Source organism: Spiroplasma endosymbiont of Zeiraphera isertana (assembly GCF_964030805.1).
In the GTDB taxonomy this organism is placed as follows: Bacteria; Bacillota_I; Bacilli_A; order Mycoplasmatales; family VBWQ01; genus Spiroplasma_E.
This window is the reverse complement of sequence record NZ_OZ034965.1, coordinates 1,695,919-1,714,126: the sequence shown is the minus strand read 5'-3', so window position 1 is coordinate 1,714,126 and position 18,208 is coordinate 1,695,919. Positions and strand designations below refer to the sequence as shown.

Annotated in this window: 26 protein-coding genes and 4 pseudogenes; 15 read left to right on the top strand and 15 right to left on the bottom strand. The window is 22.7% G+C overall.

The window, feature by feature from the left end; genetic code table 4:
- Window positions 1–12: 12 nt before the first annotated feature.
- From AAHM78_RS12050 to AAHM78_RS17145, 3 genes and pseudogenes are all read right to left on the bottom strand, one after another.
- Window positions 13–912: pseudogene (locus tag AAHM78_RS12050) on the bottom strand (IS30 family transposase); the annotation flags it as partial.
- 17 nt (window positions 913–929) lie between these two features.
- On the bottom strand, window positions 930–1,139 hold the full coding sequence (locus AAHM78_RS12045) for a transposase family protein (protein ID WP_342252825.1): 210 nt from the start codon (window positions 1,137–1,139) through the stop codon (window positions 930–932).
- Window positions 1,106–1,234, bottom strand: a complete 129-nt coding sequence (locus AAHM78_RS17145; protein WP_342252839.1) for a hypothetical protein — start codon at window positions 1,232–1,234, stop codon at window positions 1,106–1,108. The genes AAHM78_RS12045 and AAHM78_RS17145 overlap by 34 nt, the downstream gene beginning before the upstream one ends.
- 13 nt (window positions 1,235–1,247) lie before the next feature.
- On the opposite strand from AAHM78_RS17145, the gene AAHM78_RS12040 reads away from it, so the two are divergent.
- Window positions 1,248–1,400, top strand: coding sequence for a hypothetical protein (locus tag AAHM78_RS12040; RefSeq protein WP_342253334.1), 153 nt, complete (start codon window positions 1,248–1,250; stop codon window positions 1,398–1,400).
- Between the two features lie 18 nt (window positions 1,401–1,418).
- Here the strand turns inward: AAHM78_RS12040 and AAHM78_RS12035 are convergent, their stop codons facing one another.
- Together AAHM78_RS12035 and AAHM78_RS12030 are read right to left on the bottom strand one after the other, a co-directional pair.
- Complete coding sequence (locus AAHM78_RS12035; RefSeq protein WP_342253333.1) at window positions 1,419–2,378, bottom strand: IS1595 family transposase; 960 nt, start codon at window positions 2,376–2,378, stop codon at window positions 1,419–1,421.
- Between the two features lie 74 nt (window positions 2,379–2,452).
- Window positions 2,453–2,908 (bottom strand): annotated as a pseudogene (locus AAHM78_RS12030) (IS30 family transposase); the annotation flags it as partial.
- A 236-nt stretch (window positions 2,909–3,144) separates the two neighbouring features.
- Here AAHM78_RS12030 and AAHM78_RS12025 point away from each other — a divergent pair.
- Complete coding sequence (locus AAHM78_RS12025; RefSeq protein ID WP_342252835.1) at window positions 3,145–3,537, top strand: transposase family protein; 393 nt, start codon at window positions 3,145–3,147, stop codon at window positions 3,535–3,537.
- 50 nt (window positions 3,538–3,587) lie between these two features.
- On the top strand, window positions 3,588–3,962 hold the full coding sequence (locus tag AAHM78_RS12020; protein ID WP_342255169.1) for a transposase family protein: 375 nt from the start codon (window positions 3,588–3,590) through the stop codon (window positions 3,960–3,962).
- Here the strand turns inward: AAHM78_RS12020 and AAHM78_RS12015 are convergent.
- Both AAHM78_RS12015 and AAHM78_RS12010 read right to left on the bottom strand, forming a co-directional pair.
- Window positions 3,954–4,862, bottom strand: a complete 909-nt coding sequence (locus AAHM78_RS12015) for an IS1/IS1595 family N-terminal zinc-binding domain-containing protein (RefSeq protein WP_342253332.1) — start codon at window positions 4,860–4,862, stop codon at window positions 3,954–3,956. The genes AAHM78_RS12020 and AAHM78_RS12015 overlap by 9 nt on opposite strands.
- A 114-nt stretch (window positions 4,863–4,976) precedes the next feature.
- Window positions 4,977–5,369 carry a transposase family protein gene (locus tag AAHM78_RS12010; protein ID WP_342253331.1) on the bottom strand — a complete coding sequence of 131 codons (393 nt, stop codon included), beginning with the start codon at window positions 5,367–5,369 and terminating at the stop codon, window positions 4,977–4,979.
- A gap of 257 nt (window positions 5,370–5,626) precedes the next feature.
- Here AAHM78_RS12010 and AAHM78_RS12005 point away from each other — a divergent pair, with 257 nt between their 5' ends.
- Window positions 5,627–6,100, top strand: coding sequence for an Hsp20/alpha crystallin family protein (locus tag AAHM78_RS12005; RefSeq protein WP_342253330.1), 474 nt, complete (start codon window positions 5,627–5,629; stop codon window positions 6,098–6,100).
- Window positions 6,101–6,338: 238 nt separating this feature from the next.
- On the opposite strand, the gene AAHM78_RS12000 is transcribed toward AAHM78_RS12005, so the two are convergent.
- Window positions 6,339–6,872 carry a hypothetical protein gene (locus AAHM78_RS12000; RefSeq protein WP_342253329.1) on the bottom strand — a complete coding sequence of 178 codons (534 nt, stop codon included), beginning with the start codon at window positions 6,870–6,872 and terminating at the stop codon, window positions 6,339–6,341.
- Window positions 6,873–6,944: 72 nt separating this feature from the next.
- Here AAHM78_RS12000 and AAHM78_RS11995 point away from each other — a divergent pair, with 72 nt between their 5' ends.
- On the top strand, window positions 6,945–7,661 hold the full coding sequence (locus tag AAHM78_RS11995; RefSeq protein WP_342252817.1) for an IS1595 family transposase: 717 nt from the start codon (window positions 6,945–6,947) through the stop codon (window positions 7,659–7,661).
- Between the two features lie 56 nt (window positions 7,662–7,717).
- On the opposite strand, the gene AAHM78_RS11990 is transcribed toward AAHM78_RS11995, so the two are convergent.
- The 3 genes from AAHM78_RS11990 to AAHM78_RS11980 form a co-directional block, all read right to left on the bottom strand.
- Entirely contained in the window at window positions 7,718–7,975 is a 258-nt protein-coding gene (locus AAHM78_RS11990) for a hypothetical protein (RefSeq protein WP_342253328.1), read from the bottom strand.
- Window positions 7,929–9,173 carry a hypothetical protein gene (locus AAHM78_RS11985; protein ID WP_342253327.1) on the bottom strand — a complete coding sequence of 415 codons (1,245 nt, stop codon included), beginning with the start codon at window positions 9,171–9,173 and terminating at the stop codon, window positions 7,929–7,931. The genes AAHM78_RS11990 and AAHM78_RS11985 overlap by 47 nt, the downstream gene beginning before the upstream one ends.
- 107 nt (window positions 9,174–9,280) lie before the next feature.
- Entirely contained in the window at window positions 9,281–9,595 is a 315-nt protein-coding gene (locus AAHM78_RS11980) for a transposase (protein ID WP_342253326.1), read from the bottom strand.
- 1,327 nt (window positions 9,596–10,922) lie between these two features.
- Here AAHM78_RS11980 and AAHM78_RS11975 point away from each other — a divergent pair.
- The 5 genes from AAHM78_RS11975 (at window position 10,923) to AAHM78_RS11955 (ending at window position 14,256) form a co-directional block, all read left to right on the top strand.
- Window positions 10,923–11,264: an IS630 transposase-related protein gene (locus tag AAHM78_RS11975; RefSeq protein WP_342253325.1), complete on the top strand. Its 342-nt coding sequence runs from the start codon at window positions 10,923–10,925 to the stop codon at window positions 11,262–11,264.
- A gap of 43 nt (window positions 11,265–11,307) precedes the next feature.
- Window positions 11,308–12,267: an IS1/IS1595 family N-terminal zinc-binding domain-containing protein gene (locus AAHM78_RS11970; protein WP_342253324.1), complete on the top strand. Its 960-nt coding sequence runs from the start codon at window positions 11,308–11,310 to the stop codon at window positions 12,265–12,267.
- A 78-nt stretch (window positions 12,268–12,345) separates the two neighbouring features.
- Window positions 12,346–13,305 carry an IS1595 family transposase gene (locus tag AAHM78_RS11965; protein ID WP_342253323.1) on the top strand — a complete coding sequence of 320 codons (960 nt, stop codon included), beginning with the start codon at window positions 12,346–12,348 and terminating at the stop codon, window positions 13,303–13,305.
- 172 nt (window positions 13,306–13,477) lie between these two features.
- Entirely contained in the window at window positions 13,478–13,780 is a 303-nt protein-coding gene (locus AAHM78_RS11960) for a hypothetical protein (RefSeq protein ID WP_342253322.1), read from the top strand.
- A gap of 74 nt (window positions 13,781–13,854) precedes the next feature.
- Window positions 13,855–14,256 (top strand): DDE-type integrase/transposase/recombinase, encoded by a 402-nt coding sequence (locus tag AAHM78_RS11955; RefSeq protein ID WP_342253321.1) that lies wholly within the window; start codon window positions 13,855–13,857, stop codon window positions 14,254–14,256.
- Here the strand turns inward: AAHM78_RS11955 and AAHM78_RS17140 are convergent.
- Window positions 14,253–14,414, bottom strand: a pseudogene (locus AAHM78_RS17140) (IS30 family transposase); the annotation flags it as partial. The gene AAHM78_RS11955 and the pseudogene AAHM78_RS17140 sit on opposite strands and share 4 nt — an antisense overlap.
- A 69-nt stretch (window positions 14,415–14,483) precedes the next feature.
- Between AAHM78_RS17140 and AAHM78_RS11950 the strand changes: the two are divergent.
- The 4 genes from AAHM78_RS11950 to AAHM78_RS11935 all read left to right on the top strand — a co-directional run bounded on the left by AAHM78_RS11950 (window position 14,484) and on the right by AAHM78_RS11935 (window position 16,250).
- Window positions 14,484–14,792 carry a hypothetical protein gene (locus AAHM78_RS11950; RefSeq protein WP_342253320.1) on the top strand — a complete coding sequence of 103 codons (309 nt, stop codon included), beginning with the start codon at window positions 14,484–14,486 and terminating at the stop codon, window positions 14,790–14,792.
- Window positions 14,716–15,453, top strand: a complete 738-nt coding sequence (locus AAHM78_RS11945; RefSeq protein WP_342254975.1) for an IS1595 family transposase — start codon at window positions 14,716–14,718, stop codon at window positions 15,451–15,453. The genes AAHM78_RS11950 and AAHM78_RS11945 overlap by 77 nt, the downstream gene beginning before the upstream one ends.
- Before the next feature lie 44 nt (window positions 15,454–15,497).
- A complete protein-coding gene (locus AAHM78_RS11940; protein ID WP_342253319.1) occupies window positions 15,498–15,755 on the top strand; it encodes a transposase family protein in 258 nt (85 codons plus the stop codon).
- 120 nt (window positions 15,756–15,875) lie between these two features.
- Complete coding sequence (locus tag AAHM78_RS11935) at window positions 15,876–16,250, top strand: transposase family protein (protein ID WP_342255168.1); 375 nt, start codon at window positions 15,876–15,878, stop codon at window positions 16,248–16,250.
- A gap of 15 nt (window positions 16,251–16,265) precedes the next feature.
- Here the strand turns inward: AAHM78_RS11935 and AAHM78_RS11930 are convergent.
- The 3 genes and pseudogenes from AAHM78_RS11930 to AAHM78_RS11920 all read right to left on the bottom strand — a co-directional run.
- Window positions 16,266–17,006, bottom strand: a pseudogene (locus tag AAHM78_RS11930) (IS30 family transposase); the annotation flags it as partial.
- Window positions 17,007–17,023: 17 nt separating this feature from the next.
- Entirely contained in the window at window positions 17,024–17,389 is a 366-nt protein-coding gene (locus AAHM78_RS11925; protein ID WP_342255085.1) for a transposase family protein, read from the bottom strand.
- Between the two features lie 59 nt (window positions 17,390–17,448).
- Window positions 17,449–17,841, bottom strand: coding sequence for a transposase family protein (locus AAHM78_RS11920; RefSeq protein ID WP_342252835.1), 393 nt, complete (start codon window positions 17,839–17,841; stop codon window positions 17,449–17,451).
- A 90-nt stretch (window positions 17,842–17,931) separates the two neighbouring features.
- Here AAHM78_RS11920 and AAHM78_RS17135 point away from each other — a divergent pair, with 90 nt between their 5' ends.
- On the top strand, window positions 17,932–18,105 hold the full coding sequence (locus AAHM78_RS17135) for a Holliday junction DNA helicase RuvB C-terminal domain-containing protein (RefSeq protein ID WP_425289740.1): 174 nt from the start codon (window positions 17,932–17,934) through the stop codon (window positions 18,103–18,105).
- Window positions 18,106–18,208 lie beyond the last annotated feature (103 nt).

Sequence of the window (18,208 nt, the reverse complement as noted above, 5' to 3'; positions counted from 1 at the left end):
TGGGACAGTTTTTTAAAATAATTGTATTAAATCTATTGGTCTTTTATAAGAGAGCGATTTTCTGGGTGTAGAATTAATTTGAAATGCTATAAAATTTAAATCTTTTTGTTTATATGAAGATAGATCTGTAGATTTTGGTAAATATCTTCTTAAAATACCATTATTATTTTCATTTAAACCCCTTTGGCAAGGTTTACCAGGATCTGCAAAATAAATTTTGACATTACAAATTTTTTCGATTAATCTTCATTTACTAAATTATTTACCACGATCAAAAGTAATGGTTTTAACTGTTCCTTTTTGTAACTTTGAAATAAATTTTATTATACTTTTCGTAATATTTTCTGATTTATGATTTTTAGTTACTAAAGGAATTGTGGTTTTTGATCATATATCAGCCAAAGTAATAATAGAACTTTTATGATCTTTGCCAATGATAGTATCACCTTCTAAATGACCAAATTCTTGTATATTTTTAATATTAGGAATGATTAAATTTCTTTCATGAATAGACTTACAATTATTAAGTTTGCCCCTAGTTTCTTTTTGTTTGTGAGATTTATTTTTGCCTTTTCTCAATAAGTTATTTTCATCAAAACCCATTCGATTTGTTTTAAACATGTTATATAAAGTTTTTGTTGAAATACTTTTTATTTTATTTTCCTTTAAAAAGTTAGCAATTATATCAAGAGCATACTTTTTAGTCATTAACAAATGATTAATACTATTAATTTCTGTTAAAGTTAAAATTATTAATTTTCTGCCTGCGTTTTGTTTATTTTTTTGAAATTGATTCAATATTTCTAATCGCAATAAGTTTTTATTTAATAATCTACAAACTCTATGTACAGTTGATTTACTATAATCAACAATTTTTGCTATTTTACGAATCGAAAATCCATAATTTTTATATTAGACTTGGTGCAAAACTAAGGTAATTCAAAATTATATATTCCTGCTATTAAATTAAATCTTAATGCAAATCTTCGTATTTTATTGCGATATTTTAAACTTAAAATTTTAAAACGTTTTAGTTTAGCAAATACGTGTTCAATTTTAATTCTAATTTTACTTAAAGTTTTATTGTATTCTTTTTGAATTGGTGTTAATTGATTGTATTTACTTTTTTTAAATGGCAAAAATGTATTTTTATGAATATTTTGTATACCTTGATAACCTGAATCAACAAAAACTTTTTTTCTGGATGAATAAAAGTTTTAGATTTTAGAAGCAATTTAAAATCATGAATGCTTCCAAAACAAAAAGCAGTTGAAATAATTTTTCCATTGGAAATATCAATAATTATTTGGGATTTGAGAGAATGATGTTTTAATTTTCAAAAAAACTCTTGATGAAATAAAAAAAATCATCAACCTGGCCTAAAATTTGATTTTATTTAATTTTGGGATTTATTTTTTTTACAAACTGAAATATAATGCTTCAGATTTTGCATAAGGTGATATTTTATAATGTTGGTATTTAAATTTTCATAAATTGAGGTAATTTTGAATATTGGTAAATCCAATGCCATGATAATGAGTAATAAATTCTTTTAAACTTGATTGTATTTTACTGATATTACTTAAATTTTTATAATTTAATTCTTTATTTTCTTTTGATTTAAATTTCTTGAGAGTACATTTTGTTTGTTTAGCTACTGTATCATATAGTATTTGCATATCACAAACTATAATTGATTTTTCTTCGATAAGCTTAGATGTTAAATTTTCTTGTACTCATTTTTTTGTTAATCTTTTAGTATTTGTTGTTTGAGCATAAATATTTTTATTTTCATCAATTGCCATTTCAATACAACATTTTAAATCTTTAGCATTTTCTTCAATTCATTTTTTTCTTGGATCATCTGGATTTTTGAAATTTCCTTTATGAATTTCTTTGATAAAAGTTTCATCAATTTCAATTCTACCTTTTAATTTTGTGAATGGTTTTTGTGTTTTTGCTAATTGTGATGATTTCATAAATTTTTGACGATTAAATCATGCTGATGTTTTTGAAATTTTAGCAAATTGAGAAATAGTATAAGCGGATTGACCTAACAATGACAATCAAATTATTCAATCTCATTGTTCATGAGATAAATGACTTCAATGTAAAAAATGATTTCTTAAAGCATCAAAGCTACTTTTACAATCTTTGCATAAATATTTTTGCTTATTATTCTTAAAACCATTTTTTACACATCAATAAGATTTACAATTTGGACATTGAATTCCTTTTTCTTTAAATGTTTTATCAATTGCATCTAATTTTTCTTTTTTCTCAATTTGTTTAATTCTATTTTTAAAATGTCTAATAATTTTTATAAATTCTTCATCTTTTTTGTTTTTTAAAACATCAATTAATTCATTATTAGTCACAAAAAATCACCCCTGATATAAAAATATTACTTTTAATTTTAAATTAAAAGTAATATCAAGATTTTTTGTGAAAATTAAAACGATTTTCTGTGTGTAGAATTAATTTGAAATGCTATAAAATTTAAATCTTTTTGTTTATATGAAGATAGATCTGTAGATTTTGGTAAATATCTTCTTAAAATACCATTATTATTTTCATTTAAACCCCTTTGGCAAGGTTTACCAGGATCTGCAAAATCAATTTTGACATTACAAATTTTTTTGATTAATCTTCATTTACTAAATTCTTTACCACGATCAAAAGTAATGGTTTTAACTGTTCCTTTTTGTAACTTTGAAATAAATTTTATTATACTTTTCGTAATATTTTCTGATTTATGATTTTTAGTTACTAAAGGAATTGTGGTTTTTGATCATATATCAGCCAAAGTAATAATAGAACTTTTATGATCTTTGCCAATGATAGTATCACCTTCTAAATGACCAAATTCTTGTATATTTTTAATATTAGGAATGATTAAATTTCTTTTTTAATTTTCAAAAAAACTCTTGATGAAATAAAAAAAATCATCAACCTGGCCTAAAATTTGATTTTATTTAATTTTGGGATTTATTTTTTTTACAAACTGAAATATAATGCTTCAGATTTTGCATAAGGTGATATTTTATAATGTTGGTATTTAAATTTTCATAAATTAGACTTGGTGCAAAACCTTTAATTTTAACAATTTAACGATTATTATTAATATTAAAGGTGATAGTTATTATGTTGAAAAAATATAAAGATGATCAAGAATTTTATAGTTTAGTCGGCATAAAGCCACAAACATTTTATAAAATGCTTGAAATTTTAAAAATTGCTGAGTCTAAACAAAAATATTATGGTGGTAGAAAAAATAAAATTGTAATTGAAGAGCGTTTATTAATGACTTTAGAATATTGAAAAGACTATAGTAGTTATAGAGTTATTGCAAAAAGATATAATATTAGTCATACTAGTTGCATTCGTAATATTTTTTGAATTGAAAATATTTTAATAAAAAGCGGAATTTTTAATTTACCTGGAAAAAAAGATTTAACAAAAAATAAAGGTACTAATAATAATTTGTTAGCTATTGATGCTACTGAAACTCCAATTGAAAGAATTAAAAAAAACTAAAATTACTTTTTTCGGGTAAAAAGAAACATCATTCTCTCAAATCCCAAATAATTATTGATATTTCCAATGGAAAAATTATTTCAACTGCTTTTTGTTTTGGAAGCATTAATGATTTTAAATTGCTTCTAAAATCTAAAACTTTTATTCATCCAGAAAAACAAGTTTTTGTTGATTCGGGTTATCAAGGTATACAAAATATTCATAAAAATACATTTTTGCCATTTAAAAAAAGTAAATACAATCAATTAACACCAATTCAAAAAGAATACAATAAAACTTTAAGTAAAATTAGAATTAAAATTGAACACGTATTTGCTAAACTAAAACGTTTTAAAATTTTAAGTTTAAAATATCGCAATAAAATACGAAGATTTGCATTAATATTTAATTTAATAGCAGGAATATATAATTTTGAATTACCTTAGTTTTGCACCAAGTCTATTGAGGTAATTTTGAATATTGGTAAATCCAATGCCATGATAATGAGTAATAAATTCTTTTAAACTTGATTGTATTTTACTGATATTACTTAAATTTTTATAATTTAATTCTTTATTTTCTGTTGATTTAAATTTCTTGAGAGTACATTTTGTTTGTTTAGCTACTGTATCATATAGTATTTGCATATCACAAACTATAATTGATTTTTCTTCGATAAGCTTAGATGTTAAATTTTCTTGTACTCATTTTTTTGTTAATCTTTTAGTATTTGTTGTTTGAGCATAAATATTTTTATTTTCATCAATTGCCATTTCAATACAACAGTTTAAATCTTTAGCATTTTCTTCAATTCATTTTTTTCTTGGATAATCTGGATTTTTGAAATTTCCTTTATGAATTTCTTTGATAAAAGTTTCATCAATTTCAATTCTACCTTTTAATTTTGTGAATGGTTTTTGTGTTTTTGCTAATTGTGATGATTTCATAAATTTTTGACGATTAAATCATGCTGATGTTTTTGAAATTTTAGCAAATTGAGAAATAGTATAAGCAGATTGACCTAACAATGACAATCAAATTATTCAATCTCATTGTTCATGAGATAAATGACTTCAATGTAAAAAATGATTTCTTAAAGCATCAAAGCTACTTTTACAATCTTTGCATAAATATTTTTGCTTATTATTCTTAAAACCATTTTTTACACATCAATAAGATTTACAATTTGGACATTGAATTCCTTTTTCTTTAAATTTTTTATCAATTGCATCTAATTTTTCTTTTTTCTCAATTTGTTTAATTCTATTTTTAAAATGTCTAATAATTTTTATAAATTCTTCATCTTTTTTGTTTTTTAAAACATCAATTAATTCATTATTAGTCACAAAAAATCACCCCTGATATAAAAATATTACTTTTAATTTAAAATTAAAAGTAATATCAAGATTTTTTGTGAAAATTAAAAGAATGATGTTTCTTTTTACCTGAAAAAAGTAATTTTAGTTTTTTTTAATTCTTTCAATTGGAGTTTCAGTAGCATCAATAGCTAACAAATTATTATTAGTACCTTTATTTTTTGTTAAATCTTTTTTTTCAGGTAAATTAAAAATTCCGCTTTTTATTAAAATATTTTCAATTCAAAAAATATTACGAATGCAACTAGTATGACTAATATTATATCTTTTTGCAATAACTCTATAACTACTATAGTCTTTTCAATATTCTAAAGTCATTAATAAACGCTCTTCAATTACAATTTTATTTTTTCTACCACCATAATATTTTTGTTTAGACTCAGCAATTTTTAAAATTTCAAGCATTTTATAAAATGTTTGTGGCTTTATGCCGACTAAACTATAAAATTCTTGATCATCTTTATATTTTTTCAACATAATAACTATCACCTTTAATATTAATAATAATCGTTAAATTGTTAAAATTAAAGGTTTTGCACCAAGTCTAATATATAAATTTATATAGGAATGTTTATATTTTAATAAATTCAAATATTTTTTTCAACTTTTTTGCTTAAATGTCAAATTTAAAATAAAAATTACTTGATTTTTAAAATTAATTTGGTTTAAAATAAATATGTAATTAGCAATCAAATTATTTGATTGCTAATTTAAGAAAAATGGATGTGTTAAATATGAAAAATGAAATCTCAAAAACAAAAAATAAATTAGATGTACAAAACAATTTTTCTAGACGTAATTATTTAACTGATATATTTGATAATTTTTTTAATGATATTATAAATTTTTCTTATCCTTTAACCTTCAAAAACGATGGAGAAAGAACATTTTTACCAAAAACAGATGTTTTTGAAAATGATTCTGAATACTGTTTAGAAATTGAATTACCTGGTGTTTTACAAGAAAACATTGATTTAAAAATAAATAATAACATTCTTACAATAGAAGCTAAAAAAGACGATGTTAATGAAAAGAAAAATAAAAATTATCATATTCAAGAAAGATATTATGGTTCATTCTCTCGCTCTATTAATTTACCATCTAATATAAGTGAAGAGTCTATAGATGCTAATTTTAAAAATGGTATATTAATTGTTAAGATACCTAAAAAAGAACAAACAAAAACTAAAAAAATTACAATTAAATAAGGCTTTTATCTCCATTTATGTGATAAAATTTAAAAACAGTACATAAAGGGATAAAATCCAATTTTATATTCATTTTTTTAAAATTATTTGTTCTATAAAAAATAAGAACAATTTAATTATGCACTTTTATTTTATATTTTAACACTTATTTACGTTAAATATTTTCATTAAAATTAAAAAGAAAAAACAAAATTTCTAAATAAACTGCACAATTGTGCAGTTTTAAAGTATTTAAGATTTACATTTTTTGTGATTTACTACTAGAACTTTGATTTTTACTTGTTGAAGGTTGTGAATTTTGATAGTTAATGTACATTGGATTATTGTTAATTTCAACTTTTAGAATATTTTCATTTCATGTTTCTTCTGAATTTATTTCAACTGCATTTTCGATTGATTCGTTTAAATCATAAATTTTATTTTTTAATTCTGTTTTTTCTTCTTCAAATATTTTGTTTATTTCACTGATTTTTTCTGTTAATATTTCATTTTCTTGTTGTATTTTTTTTAATTTTTGTTCTAGTTCTTCATTTTTTTGTTCTTGTCAACTATTTTTTGTATTTTCTGGATTTTTTTCAGTTTGAGTTTCAATATTTACGAATTCTGATTGATTAATAGTTTTTATAGTTTCTTTAAAATTTCCAATTATTTCTTTATTTAATTTTACTATTATTTCATTTTCTTTCAGTTCAAAATTTTCTTGGAAATTATCCCCGCATGTACTAGTGTGGAGGAAAAAATGAATTGAAATGAATTCAATAGCATATTTCAAACTGAAAACGATTGTTTGAAATATATAGCGAAGTTTAAAACAATGAAATGCATCAGGTGTGCTTCTTCTAGTTTGAATGCTTCTGATTTGAGAAGAATACGATGTTTGAACTGTAACCAAACATTTAGTATTCTTTATGGAACCATTTTTTATAAGTCACAGACCCAAATGACATCTTGGTTTTATCTCATCTTTAGATGAATAAACACAAAGCATGGCATACCAGCAACCGATGTTGCAAGGGAATTGGGTGTGACCTATAAAACAGCTTGAAGAATGTGTCATGAAATCAGGACTAGAATTGGAAATCAAGATGCAGGTTTCATTGTTGATGGCACAGCACAGATGGATGAAATGTATCTTTCACATTTAGGTTTTAAAAAACAAGGAAGATCCTTGTTGAATAAAACTTTGATTGTTGGAGTTTATGAGAAAACCAGCAACAAACTAATTGTGAAGGTGCTGAAAAATGCAGATGAAAAAAACCTTTTAAGATTTGCATTGAAACACATTTTTACTGAGTGCTGTCTATTTACGGATTCTTGGAAGGGATATGTAAGTTTCAAAAAATTCTATCCCAAACATGAAATCGTAAATCATGAAGTTGGGTATGTGTCACCAACAGGTGTAAACACAAACCAGATTGAATCAGCATGAAAGCACATCCGACGAACTTTCCGAACACACATAAGAGTTTCAAAGCACAATATTCATTTATATGCAAAAGAATCAGCATATAAATTCAATAACATACCTAGTTTTGAAACTGTAATTTTGTGTTTGATTTAAATACATGCGGGGATAATTTCCTAGGTAGGCTTTTATCTCCATTTATGTGATAAAATTTAAAAATAGTACATAAAGGGATAAAAGCCATTTTCTTTTATATTTTCAAACGTTTTTTTTATTTTTTCTTTTATTTGATTATTTTGTTTTTCAATAGATATGATATTATTTTCAATATTATAATTTTCGTTAAATAATAAAATCTTTTTTTTATTTTCTTCATTTTTTCAATAATTTTCAATAAATTGAATAAATTTTGTATCTTCTAACTTATTTATTTTCTTTAAAAAAATAAAAAAAGTTTTTTTGATTTTCACTAATATTTTTAATTCAATTTTCTTTTATTTTTTTAAGTTCATACATCATTATATATTTATTTTCTTTTAAAGAAAATAAAATTTTATTATTTTTTTCTTTTATATTTTTAAGTTTTTTATTGTTAATATTTATTTCAGTTTTATTTCTTATAATATTATCTTCTAATTTTTCAACTTCATTAGTATTTTTTTTAATATTTTCTTCATGTTTTTTAATTATGGTTTCTATTTCATTTAAATATTGTTTTTTGGTTATTTTTTTATCAAAAGTAGTTTTAATTAATATTTGATTTTCTAAATTATTTTTATTTTCTTCTCAATCTTGTTCACATTTTTTTCTTTTATTTTTTATATCTTTTTTTCTATTTTTTAAATTTTGAATTATTTTTTTCATATTTTCATTTTCTTTTTTTATTGTCAAAATTTTTGCATTTTCCTGATCTGCTTTTTGATTAAATTTATCTATATTTTCTTCATTTTCTTTTATATTTTTATTGTATTCATCTTGTTCCTTTATTAAGTATGATTTTTTATCATCATATTTTTTAAATATATTATCAAATATTTTTTCTTCATTTTTAATTATTTGATTAATATATTCATTAAATATAAAATCTATTAATTTAAAGAAAAATTCATAATTTTCATCAGATTCATTTTTATTTATTTGCTTTTCTAAAACTAATTTATATTTATCATCATTATTTTTCATTCTGAATGCTCAAAACGATAAAATAAGTTGAGTTATAATATTTTCTTTAAGAATTTTTTCAAAAATGTTCTTATTTATATTTTCTATTTTTTCGTTTCTTTTATATAATTCTTGAATTTTATTGGTAGTTAAAATTTCTAATTCTCGTAATTGATTTAAAAATTCTTTTTTATTAAAAGATAAATTTAAATTTATTTCTTTTAAATAATTAATATCATTATTTATCTTTTTAAGTAAAAAAGTAAAATAAGTAAAATAATCTTGAAAATTAATAATGTTATTATTTTCTCTTTTATTATTTTTATTGTTTGAAGTGTTTTCAATTAATGATTTGTTTTGTTCTAATTTTAATAATTCATGATTTTGTTCAATTATTTTATTGTTAATTTCAAATTTTAAAAAATCTTTTAGTTTTTTAATTAATTTTAAATTTTCTTTTTTTTCTCAAAAATTAGAAAAAAAATTATATTTTAAATCATTTTTCAATCCATTAATTAATTTATTTAAGGCTTTTATCCCTTTATGTACTATTTTTAAATTTTATCACATAAATGGAGATAAAAGCCTACCTAGGAAATTATCCCCACATGTATTTAAATCAAACACAAAATTACAGTTTCAAAACTAGGTATGTTATTGAATTTATATGCTGATTCTTTTGCATATAAATGAATATTGTGCTTTGAAACTCTTATGTGTGTTCGGAAAGTTCGTCGGATGTGCTTTCATGCTGATTCAATCTGGTTTGTGTTTACACCTGTTGGTGACACATACCCAACTTCATGATTTACGATTTCATGTTTGGGATAGAAGTTTTTGAAACTTACATATCCCTTCCAAGAATCCGTAAATAGACAGCACTCAGTAAAAATGTGTTTCAATGTAAATCTTAAAAGGTTTTTTTTCATCTGCATTTTTCAGCACCTTCACAATTAGTTTGTTGCTGGTTTTCTCATAAACTCCAACAATCAAAGTTTTATTCAACAAGGATCTTCCTTGTTTTTTAAAACCTAAATGTGAAATATACATTTCATCCATCTGTGCTTTGCCATCAACAATGAAACCTGCATCTTGATTTCCAATTCTAGTCCTGATTTCATGACACATTCTTCAAGCTGTTTTATAGGTCACACCCAATTCCCTTGCAACATCGGTTGCTGGTATGCCATGCTTTGTGTTTATTCATCTAAAGATGAGATAAAACCAAGATGTCATTTGGGTCTGTGACTTATAAAAAATGGTTCCATAAAGAATACTAAATGTTTGGTTACAGTTCAAACATCGTATTCTTCTCAAATCAGAAGTATTCAAACTAGAAGAAGCACATCTGATGCATTTCATTATTTTCAACTTCGCTATATATTTCAAACAATCGTTTTCAGTTTGAAATATGCTATTGAATTCATTTCCATTCATTTTTTCCTCCACACTAGTACATGTGGGGATAATTTCCTTATTTAATTCAATTGTTTTAATTTCTTTTAATTGATTTAGTTGTGCTGATGTGTTTGGATTATCAAAATCAATATCTTCTGAATTAGAAAAGACATTATTTTTGTCATTGTATTCTTTAAAAAACTCTTCAAAATTTTCAATAACGGAATCTAAATTTTCATCATTAATAGAATAATTTTTATTTATTTTAAAAATATTTTTTCAAGGCATAAAACACACTTTTTCTATTTTTTAAAAATAAAAAACTTATTTACTTTAGACATATTCCGTAATTAAAATAGTTTATTTGTCAATCAAAATCTTAAGATTTGTATAACACTTATTTTATTATTTATTTGCAAAAAAGTAATAATTTATTAAAAATAATTTAAAAATATTTTCATAAAATTTTTAAAAAATAAAATTTTAAACATTTTTAATGTTAATTTTTACTTAAAAAATGAATTGACTTTTAAAAAATTCAATTACGGAATATGTCTTTTGAAGTAACAAAAGTAATAAGTTAAAACTTATATTAAGTTTGTGCTTATTTTTTATCAAATTTTTATTTTATTGTCAATATTGAGTGAAAATTTCCCAAAATTAAAGTTGTTTTATAGTACCAAATATTTAATTCAAAAAATCTCTAATTAGGGTTGTTCATTTTTTGAATACATAACCATATCAATTTTAAATCATTTGTTTATGAGCAAATTTAATGCTTTGAAAAAATTATGGCTTGAAAGGGTCACCTCTAAGTTGCAAAAAACAATGTTTTAACTTAGTAAGGAGACCTTTTTTATGACAAGATATAATAAGGAATTAAAATTAAAAGTCATAGAACAATATTTTGCTGGTAAATCTGCTACAACATTAAGTAAAGAAAATAAAATTAGCGGAAAGATAATTTATATTTGAATACAAAAATGATATTTACAAGGTGAAAAAGGTTTAGTTTCGATAAGAAGTAAAATTAAAAAACAAGAGGTAAATGCTGTGAGTAGAAATTTTAAGAAAAGAGCAAAGGAATCATTAAAACAATATGAAAAACGCGTTGAAAACGAATTATTATTACTACAAACTAAAATTGAAATATTGGAAAATTCTTTTAATTTTCACAAAAAATCTTGATATTACTTTTAATTTTAAATTAAAAGTAATATTTTTATATCAGGGGTGATTTTTTGTGACTAATAATAAATTAATTGATGTTTTAAAAAACAAAAAAGATGAAGAATTTATAAAAATTATTAGACATTTTAAAAATAGAATTAAACAAATTGAGAAAAAAGAAAAATTAGATGCAATTGATAAAACATTTAAAGAAAAAGGAATTCAATGTCCAAATTGTAAATCTTATTGATGTGTAAAAAATGGTTTTAAGAATAATAAGCAAAAATATTTATGCAAAGATTGTAAAAGTAGCTTTGATGCTTTAAGAAATCATTTTTTACATTGAAGTCATTTATCTCATGAACAATGAGATTGAATAATTTGATTGTCATTGTTAGGTCAATCTGCTTATACTATTTCTCAATTTGCTAAAATTTCAAAAACATCAGCATGATTTAATCGTCAAAAATTTATGAAATCATCACAATTAGCAAAAACACAAAAACCATTCACAAAATTAAAAAGTAGAATTGAAATTGATGAAACTTTTATCAAAGAAATTCATAAAGGAAATTTCAAAAATCCAGATGATCCAAGAAAAAAATGAATTGAAGAAAATGCTAAAGATTTAAACTGTTGTATTGAAATGGCAATTGATGAAAATAAAAATATTTATGCTCAAACAACAAATACTAAAAGATTAACACAAAAATGAGTACAAGAAAATTTAACATCTAAGCTTATCGAAGAAAAATCAATTATAGTTTGTGATATGCAAATACTATATGATACAGTAGCTAAACAAACAAAATGTACTCTCAAGAAATTTAAATCAAAAGAAAATAAAGAATTAAATTATAAAAATTTAAGTAATATCAGTAAAATACAATCAAGTTTAAAAGAATTTATTACTCATTATCATGGCATTGGATTTACCAATATTCAAAATTACCTCAATTTATGAAAATTTAAATACCAACATTATAAAATATCACCTTATGCAAAATCTGAAGCATTATATTTCGGTTTGTAAAAAAAATAAATCCCAAAATTAAATAAAATCAAATTTTAGGCCAGGTTGATGATTTTTTTTATTTCATCAAGATTTTTTGTGACTAATAATGAATTAATTGATGTTTTAAAAAACAAAAAAGATGAAGAATTTATAAAAATTATTAGACATTTTAAAAATAGAATTAAACAAATTGAGAAAAAAGAAAAATTAGATGCAATTGATAAAAAATTTAAAGAAAAAGGAATTCAATGTCCAAATTGTAAATCTTATTGATGTGTAAAAAATGGTTTTAAGAATAATAAGCAAAAATATTTATGCAAAGATTGTAAAAGTAGCTTTGATGCTTTAAGAAATCATTTTTTACATTGAAGTCATTTATCTCATGAACAATGAGATTGAATAATTTGATTGTCATTGTTAGGTCAATCTGCTTATACTATTTCTCAATTTGCTAAAATTTCAAAAACATCAGCATGATTTAATCGTCAAAAATTTATGAAATCATCACAATTAGCCAAAACACAAAAACCATTCACAAAATTAAAAGGTAGAATTGAAATTGATGAAACTTTTATCAAAGAAATTCACAAAGGAAATTTCAAAAATCCAGATGATCCAAGAAAAAAATGAATTGAAGAAAATGCTAAAGATTTAAACTGTTGTATTGAAATGGCAATTGATGAAAATAAAAATATTTATGCTCAAACAACAAATACTAAAAGATTAACACAAAAATGAGTACAAGAAAATTTAACATCTAAGCTTATCGAAGAAAAATCAATTATAGTTTGTGATATGCAAATACTATATGATACAGTAGCTAAACAAACAAAATGTACTCTCAAGAAATTTAAATCAAAAGAAAATAAAGAATTAAATTATAAAAATTTAAGTAATATCAGTAAAATACAATCAAGTTTAAAAGAATTTATTACTCATTATCATGGCATTGGATTTACCAATATTCAAAATTACCTCAATTTATGAAAATTTAAATACCAACATTATAAAATATCACCTTATGCAAAATCTGAAGCATTATATTTCGGTTTGTAAAAAAAATAAATCCCAAAATTAAATAAAATCAAATTTTAGGCCAGGTTGATGATTTTTTTTATTTCATCAAGAGTTTTTTTGAAAATTAAAAGAAAATTCTTATCTCTACCGCAGTCAAAATTGAAAAAACCACAAGCAAAACCAAAACAACCTAAAAAATAAACCATTTCACTTGAAACCCTATCTTTATGAATGTTATAAAATTGTTAAAATTTATTCTGAAAAAGGACTTAAAAAATCTTTTCTGTTAAATTTATTACAAATTTCTAATGAAGGATATCGCAAATGAAAGATCCGTGGATGTCCAGAATGAAAACCAAAGTTTGATGATAGTTACGACCAAGTAATAAATTTAATCTTTTATGATGATGATAAAGATTATGGTTGTCAACAAGAATATGGTCATAAACGAATGTCTGCCATTTTAAAAATCGGTAGAAAAAAAGCACTTTCAGCAATGAAAAGGTTAGGTTAAAAACAATTCATAAACAAGGAACTTATGGAAAAAAATCAAAATTAAAAGCAGAACATAAATTTATAGCACCTAATTTGTTAAAGCAAGCTAATAATACCATTAGTTTTAACGTTAATAAACCATTAGAAAAAATTGCTTTAGATATTAGTGAATTTAAAATTAATAATCAAAAACTATACTGGTGAGCATTTGTTGATTTTTATTCACGAAAAATATTACATCACCACTGATCTAAAAATCAAGAAAAATCACATCTTATAAAATCTTTAAAAGACATGTCTTTTAAATATAATTTGCATAATACGATTATTCATACTGATCGCGGAATACAGTTTCGAACTCATGATTATTGAAATTATGCTAAAAAAAATAATATTCAATTAAGCATGACAGATGGCTATGCTTCATATCAAAATGCAATTGTTGAAACTATATTTAAAACCTGAGTTGTAAATATAAATGGGACAGTTTTTTAAAATAATTGTATTAAATCTATTGGTCTTTTATAAGAGAGCGATTTTCTGGGTGTAGAATTAATTTGAAATGCTATAAAATTTAAATCTTTTTGTTTATATGAAGATAGATCTGTAGATTTTGGTAAATATCTTCTTAAAATACCATTATTATTTTCATTAGACTTGGTGCAAAACCTTTAATTTTAACAATTTAACGATTATTATTAATATTAAAGGTGATAGTTATTATGTTGAAAAAATATAAAGATGATCAAGAATTTTATAGTTTAGTCGGCATAAAGCCACAAACATTTTATAAAATGTTTGAAATTTTAAAAATTGCTGAGTCTAAAAAAAAATACGGACTTCTCCCCACATGTACTTGTGGAGGAAACAATGAAATTGAATGAGTTCAACAATATATTTCAAACAGAAAAAGATTGTTTGAAATATATAGCAAGTTTGAAGGAAAACAAATGTATGAGGTGTTCTTGAACAAATTTGAATACTTCTGATTTAAGAAGAATAAGATGTTTGAAATGTCATCAAACATTTAGTATTCTTCATGACACCATTTTTTACAAGTCACAAACACCTTTGACATCTTGGTTTTATCTCATCTTTAGATGAATAAACACCAAACATGGAATTCCATCAACTGATGTTGCAAAAGAATTGGGAGTAACTTTGAAAACTGCTTGAAGAATGGGTCATAAAATCCGAAGTGCAATTGCAAAACAAGAACCTCAATTCATTGTTGAGGGCATAGTGCAAATGGATGAAATGTATCTTTCACATATGGGTTTTAAAAAACAAGGAAGATCCTTAAAAAATAAAACTTTGATTGTTGGGATTTATGAAAAAACAACCAATAATTTAATTGTGAAAGTGTTGAAAAATGCAAATCAAAAAAATCTTTTGCAATTTGCAAGAAACCACATTTCTTCAAAGTGTGATGTACATACTGATTCTTGAAAAGGATATCGCCATTTTAAATCAGTTTTCACTAAGCATGAAACAGTTAACCATCAAGATGGCTATGTTTCAAAAACTGGTGTAAACATAAACCAGATTGAATCGGCATGAAAGCACATCAGACGAACATTTAAAACACATATCAAAGTTGAAAAACATCATGTTCATTTATATGCAAAAGAATCAGCATATAAATTCAATAACATACCTAGTTTTGAAACTGTAATGTTATGTTTGATTTAAAAATGTGGGGAGAAGTCCGTAGATAGGCTTTTCTCAGCATTTATGTGATAAAATTAAAAATAGTACATAAAGGGAGAAAAGCCAAAAAATATTATGGTGGTAGAAAAAATAAAATTGTAATTGAAGAGCGTTTATTAATGACTTTAGAATATTGAAAAGACTATAGTAGTTATAGAGTTATTGCAAAAAGATATAATATTAGTAATACTAGTTGCATTTGTAATATTTTTTGAATTGAAAATATTTTAATAAAAAGCGGAATTTTTAATTTACCTGGAAAAAAAAGATTTAACAAAAAATAAAGGTACTAATAATAATTTGTTAGCTATTGATGCTACTGAAACTCCAATTGAAAGAATTAAAAAAAACTAAAATTACTTTTTTCAGGTAAAAAGAAACATCATTCTCTCAAATCCCAAATAATTATTGATATTTCCAATGGAAAAATTATTTCAACTGCTTTTTGTTTTGGAAGCATTCATGATTTTAAATTGCTTCTAAAATCTAAAACTTTTATTCATCCAGAAAAACAAGTTTTTGTTGATTCAGGTTATCAAGGTATACAAAATATTCATAAAAATACATGTTTGCCATTTAAAAAAAGTAAATACAATCAATTAACACCAATTCAAAAAGAATACAATAAAACTTTAAGTAAAATTAGAATTAAAATTGAACACGTATTTGCTAAACTAAAACGTTTTAAAATTTTAAGTTTAAAATATCGCAATAAAATACGAAGATTTGCATTAAGATTTAATTTAATAGCAGGAATATATAATTTTGAATTACCTTAGTTTTGCACCAAGTCTATTTAAACCCCTTTGGCAAGGTTTACCAGGATCTGCAAAATAAATTTTGACATTACAAATTTTTTCGATTAATCTTCATTTACTAAATTCTTTACCACGATCAAAAGTAATGGTTTTAACTGTTCCTTTTTGTAACTTTGAAATAAATTTTATTATAATTTTCGTAATATTTTCTGATTTATGATTTTTAGTTACTAAAGGAATTGTGGTTTTTGATCATATATCAGCCAAAGTAATAATAGAACTTTTATGATCTTTGCCAATGATAGTATCACCTTCTAAATGACCAAATTCTTGTATATTTTTAATATTAGGAATGATTAAATTTCTTTCATGAATAGACTTACAATTATTAATTTTGCCCCTAGTTTCTTTTTGTTTGTGAGATTTATTTTTGCCTTTTCTCAATAAGTTATTTTCATCAAAACCCATTCGATTTGTTTTAAACATGTTATATAAAGTTTTTGTTGAAATACTTTTTATTTTATTTTCCTTTAAAAAGTTAGCAATTATATCAAGAGCATACTTTTTAGTAATTAACAAATGATTAATACTATTAATTTCTGTTAAAGTTAAAATTATTAATTTTCTGCCTGCATTTTGTTTGTTTTTTTGAAATTGATTCAATATTTCTAATGGCAATAAGTTTTTATTTAATAATCTACAAACTCTATGTACAGTTGATTTACTATAATCAACAATTTTTGCTATTTTACGAATCGAAAATCCATAATTTTTATATTAGACTTGGTGCAAAACTAAGGTAATTCAAAATTATATATTCCTGTTATTAAATTAAATCTTAATGCAAATCTTCGTATTTTATTGCGATATTTTAAACTTAAAATTTTAAAACGTTTTAGTTTAGCAAATACGTGTTCAATTTTAATTATAATTTTACTTAAAGTTTTATTGTATTCTTTTTGAATTGGTGTTAATTGATTGTATTTACTTTTTTTAAATGGCAAAAATGTATTTTTATGAATATTTTGTATACCTTGATAACCCGAATCAACAAAAACTTGTTTTTCTGGATGAATAAAAGTTTTAGATTTTAGAAGCAATTTAAAATCATGAATGCTTCCAAAACAAAAAGCAGTTGAAATAATTTTTCCATTGGAAATATCAATAATTATTTGGGATTTGAGAGAATGATGTTTCTTTTTACCTGAAAAAAGTAATTTTAGTTTTTTTTAATTCTTTCAATTGGAGTTTCAGTGGCATCAATAGCTAACAAATTATTATTAGTACCTTTATTTTTTGTTAAATCTTTTTTTCCAGGTAAATTAAAAATTCCGCTTTTTATTAAAATATTTTCAATTCAAAAAATATTACGAATGCAACTAGTATGACTAATATTATATCTTTTTGCAATAACTCTATAACTACTATAGTCTTTTCAATATTCTAAAGTCATTAATAAACGCTCTTCAATTACAATTTTATTTTTTCTACCACCATAATATTTTTGTTTAGACTCAGCAATTTTTAAAATTTCAAGCATTTTATAAAATGTTTGTGGCTTTATGCCGACTAAACTATAAAATTCTTGATCATCTTTATATTTTTTCAACATAATAACTATCACCTTTAATATTAATAATAATCGTTAAATTGTTAAAATTAAAGGTTTTGCACCAAGTCTAATGTAAATTTAGATAAAAGTTTGAGTATTGAAACTATTTGTCAACTTTTGAATGAAGAAAGAAAAAATCTTGAAATTCATTATGAACCTTGACTTATTCATTGTGGTTTAATTACTAAGACAACTAAGGGTCGTAAAATAACAATTATTGGTAAAGAGTATATTAATAATAATATAATTTTATTTCGAAAATAATTATTTTTGATATTACTGTAAAACAATTGTTATTTATAACGAATGTTGGTATTCTTATATAGTGCTTAAATAATATACAATCTATGTTTATACAAATAAAATG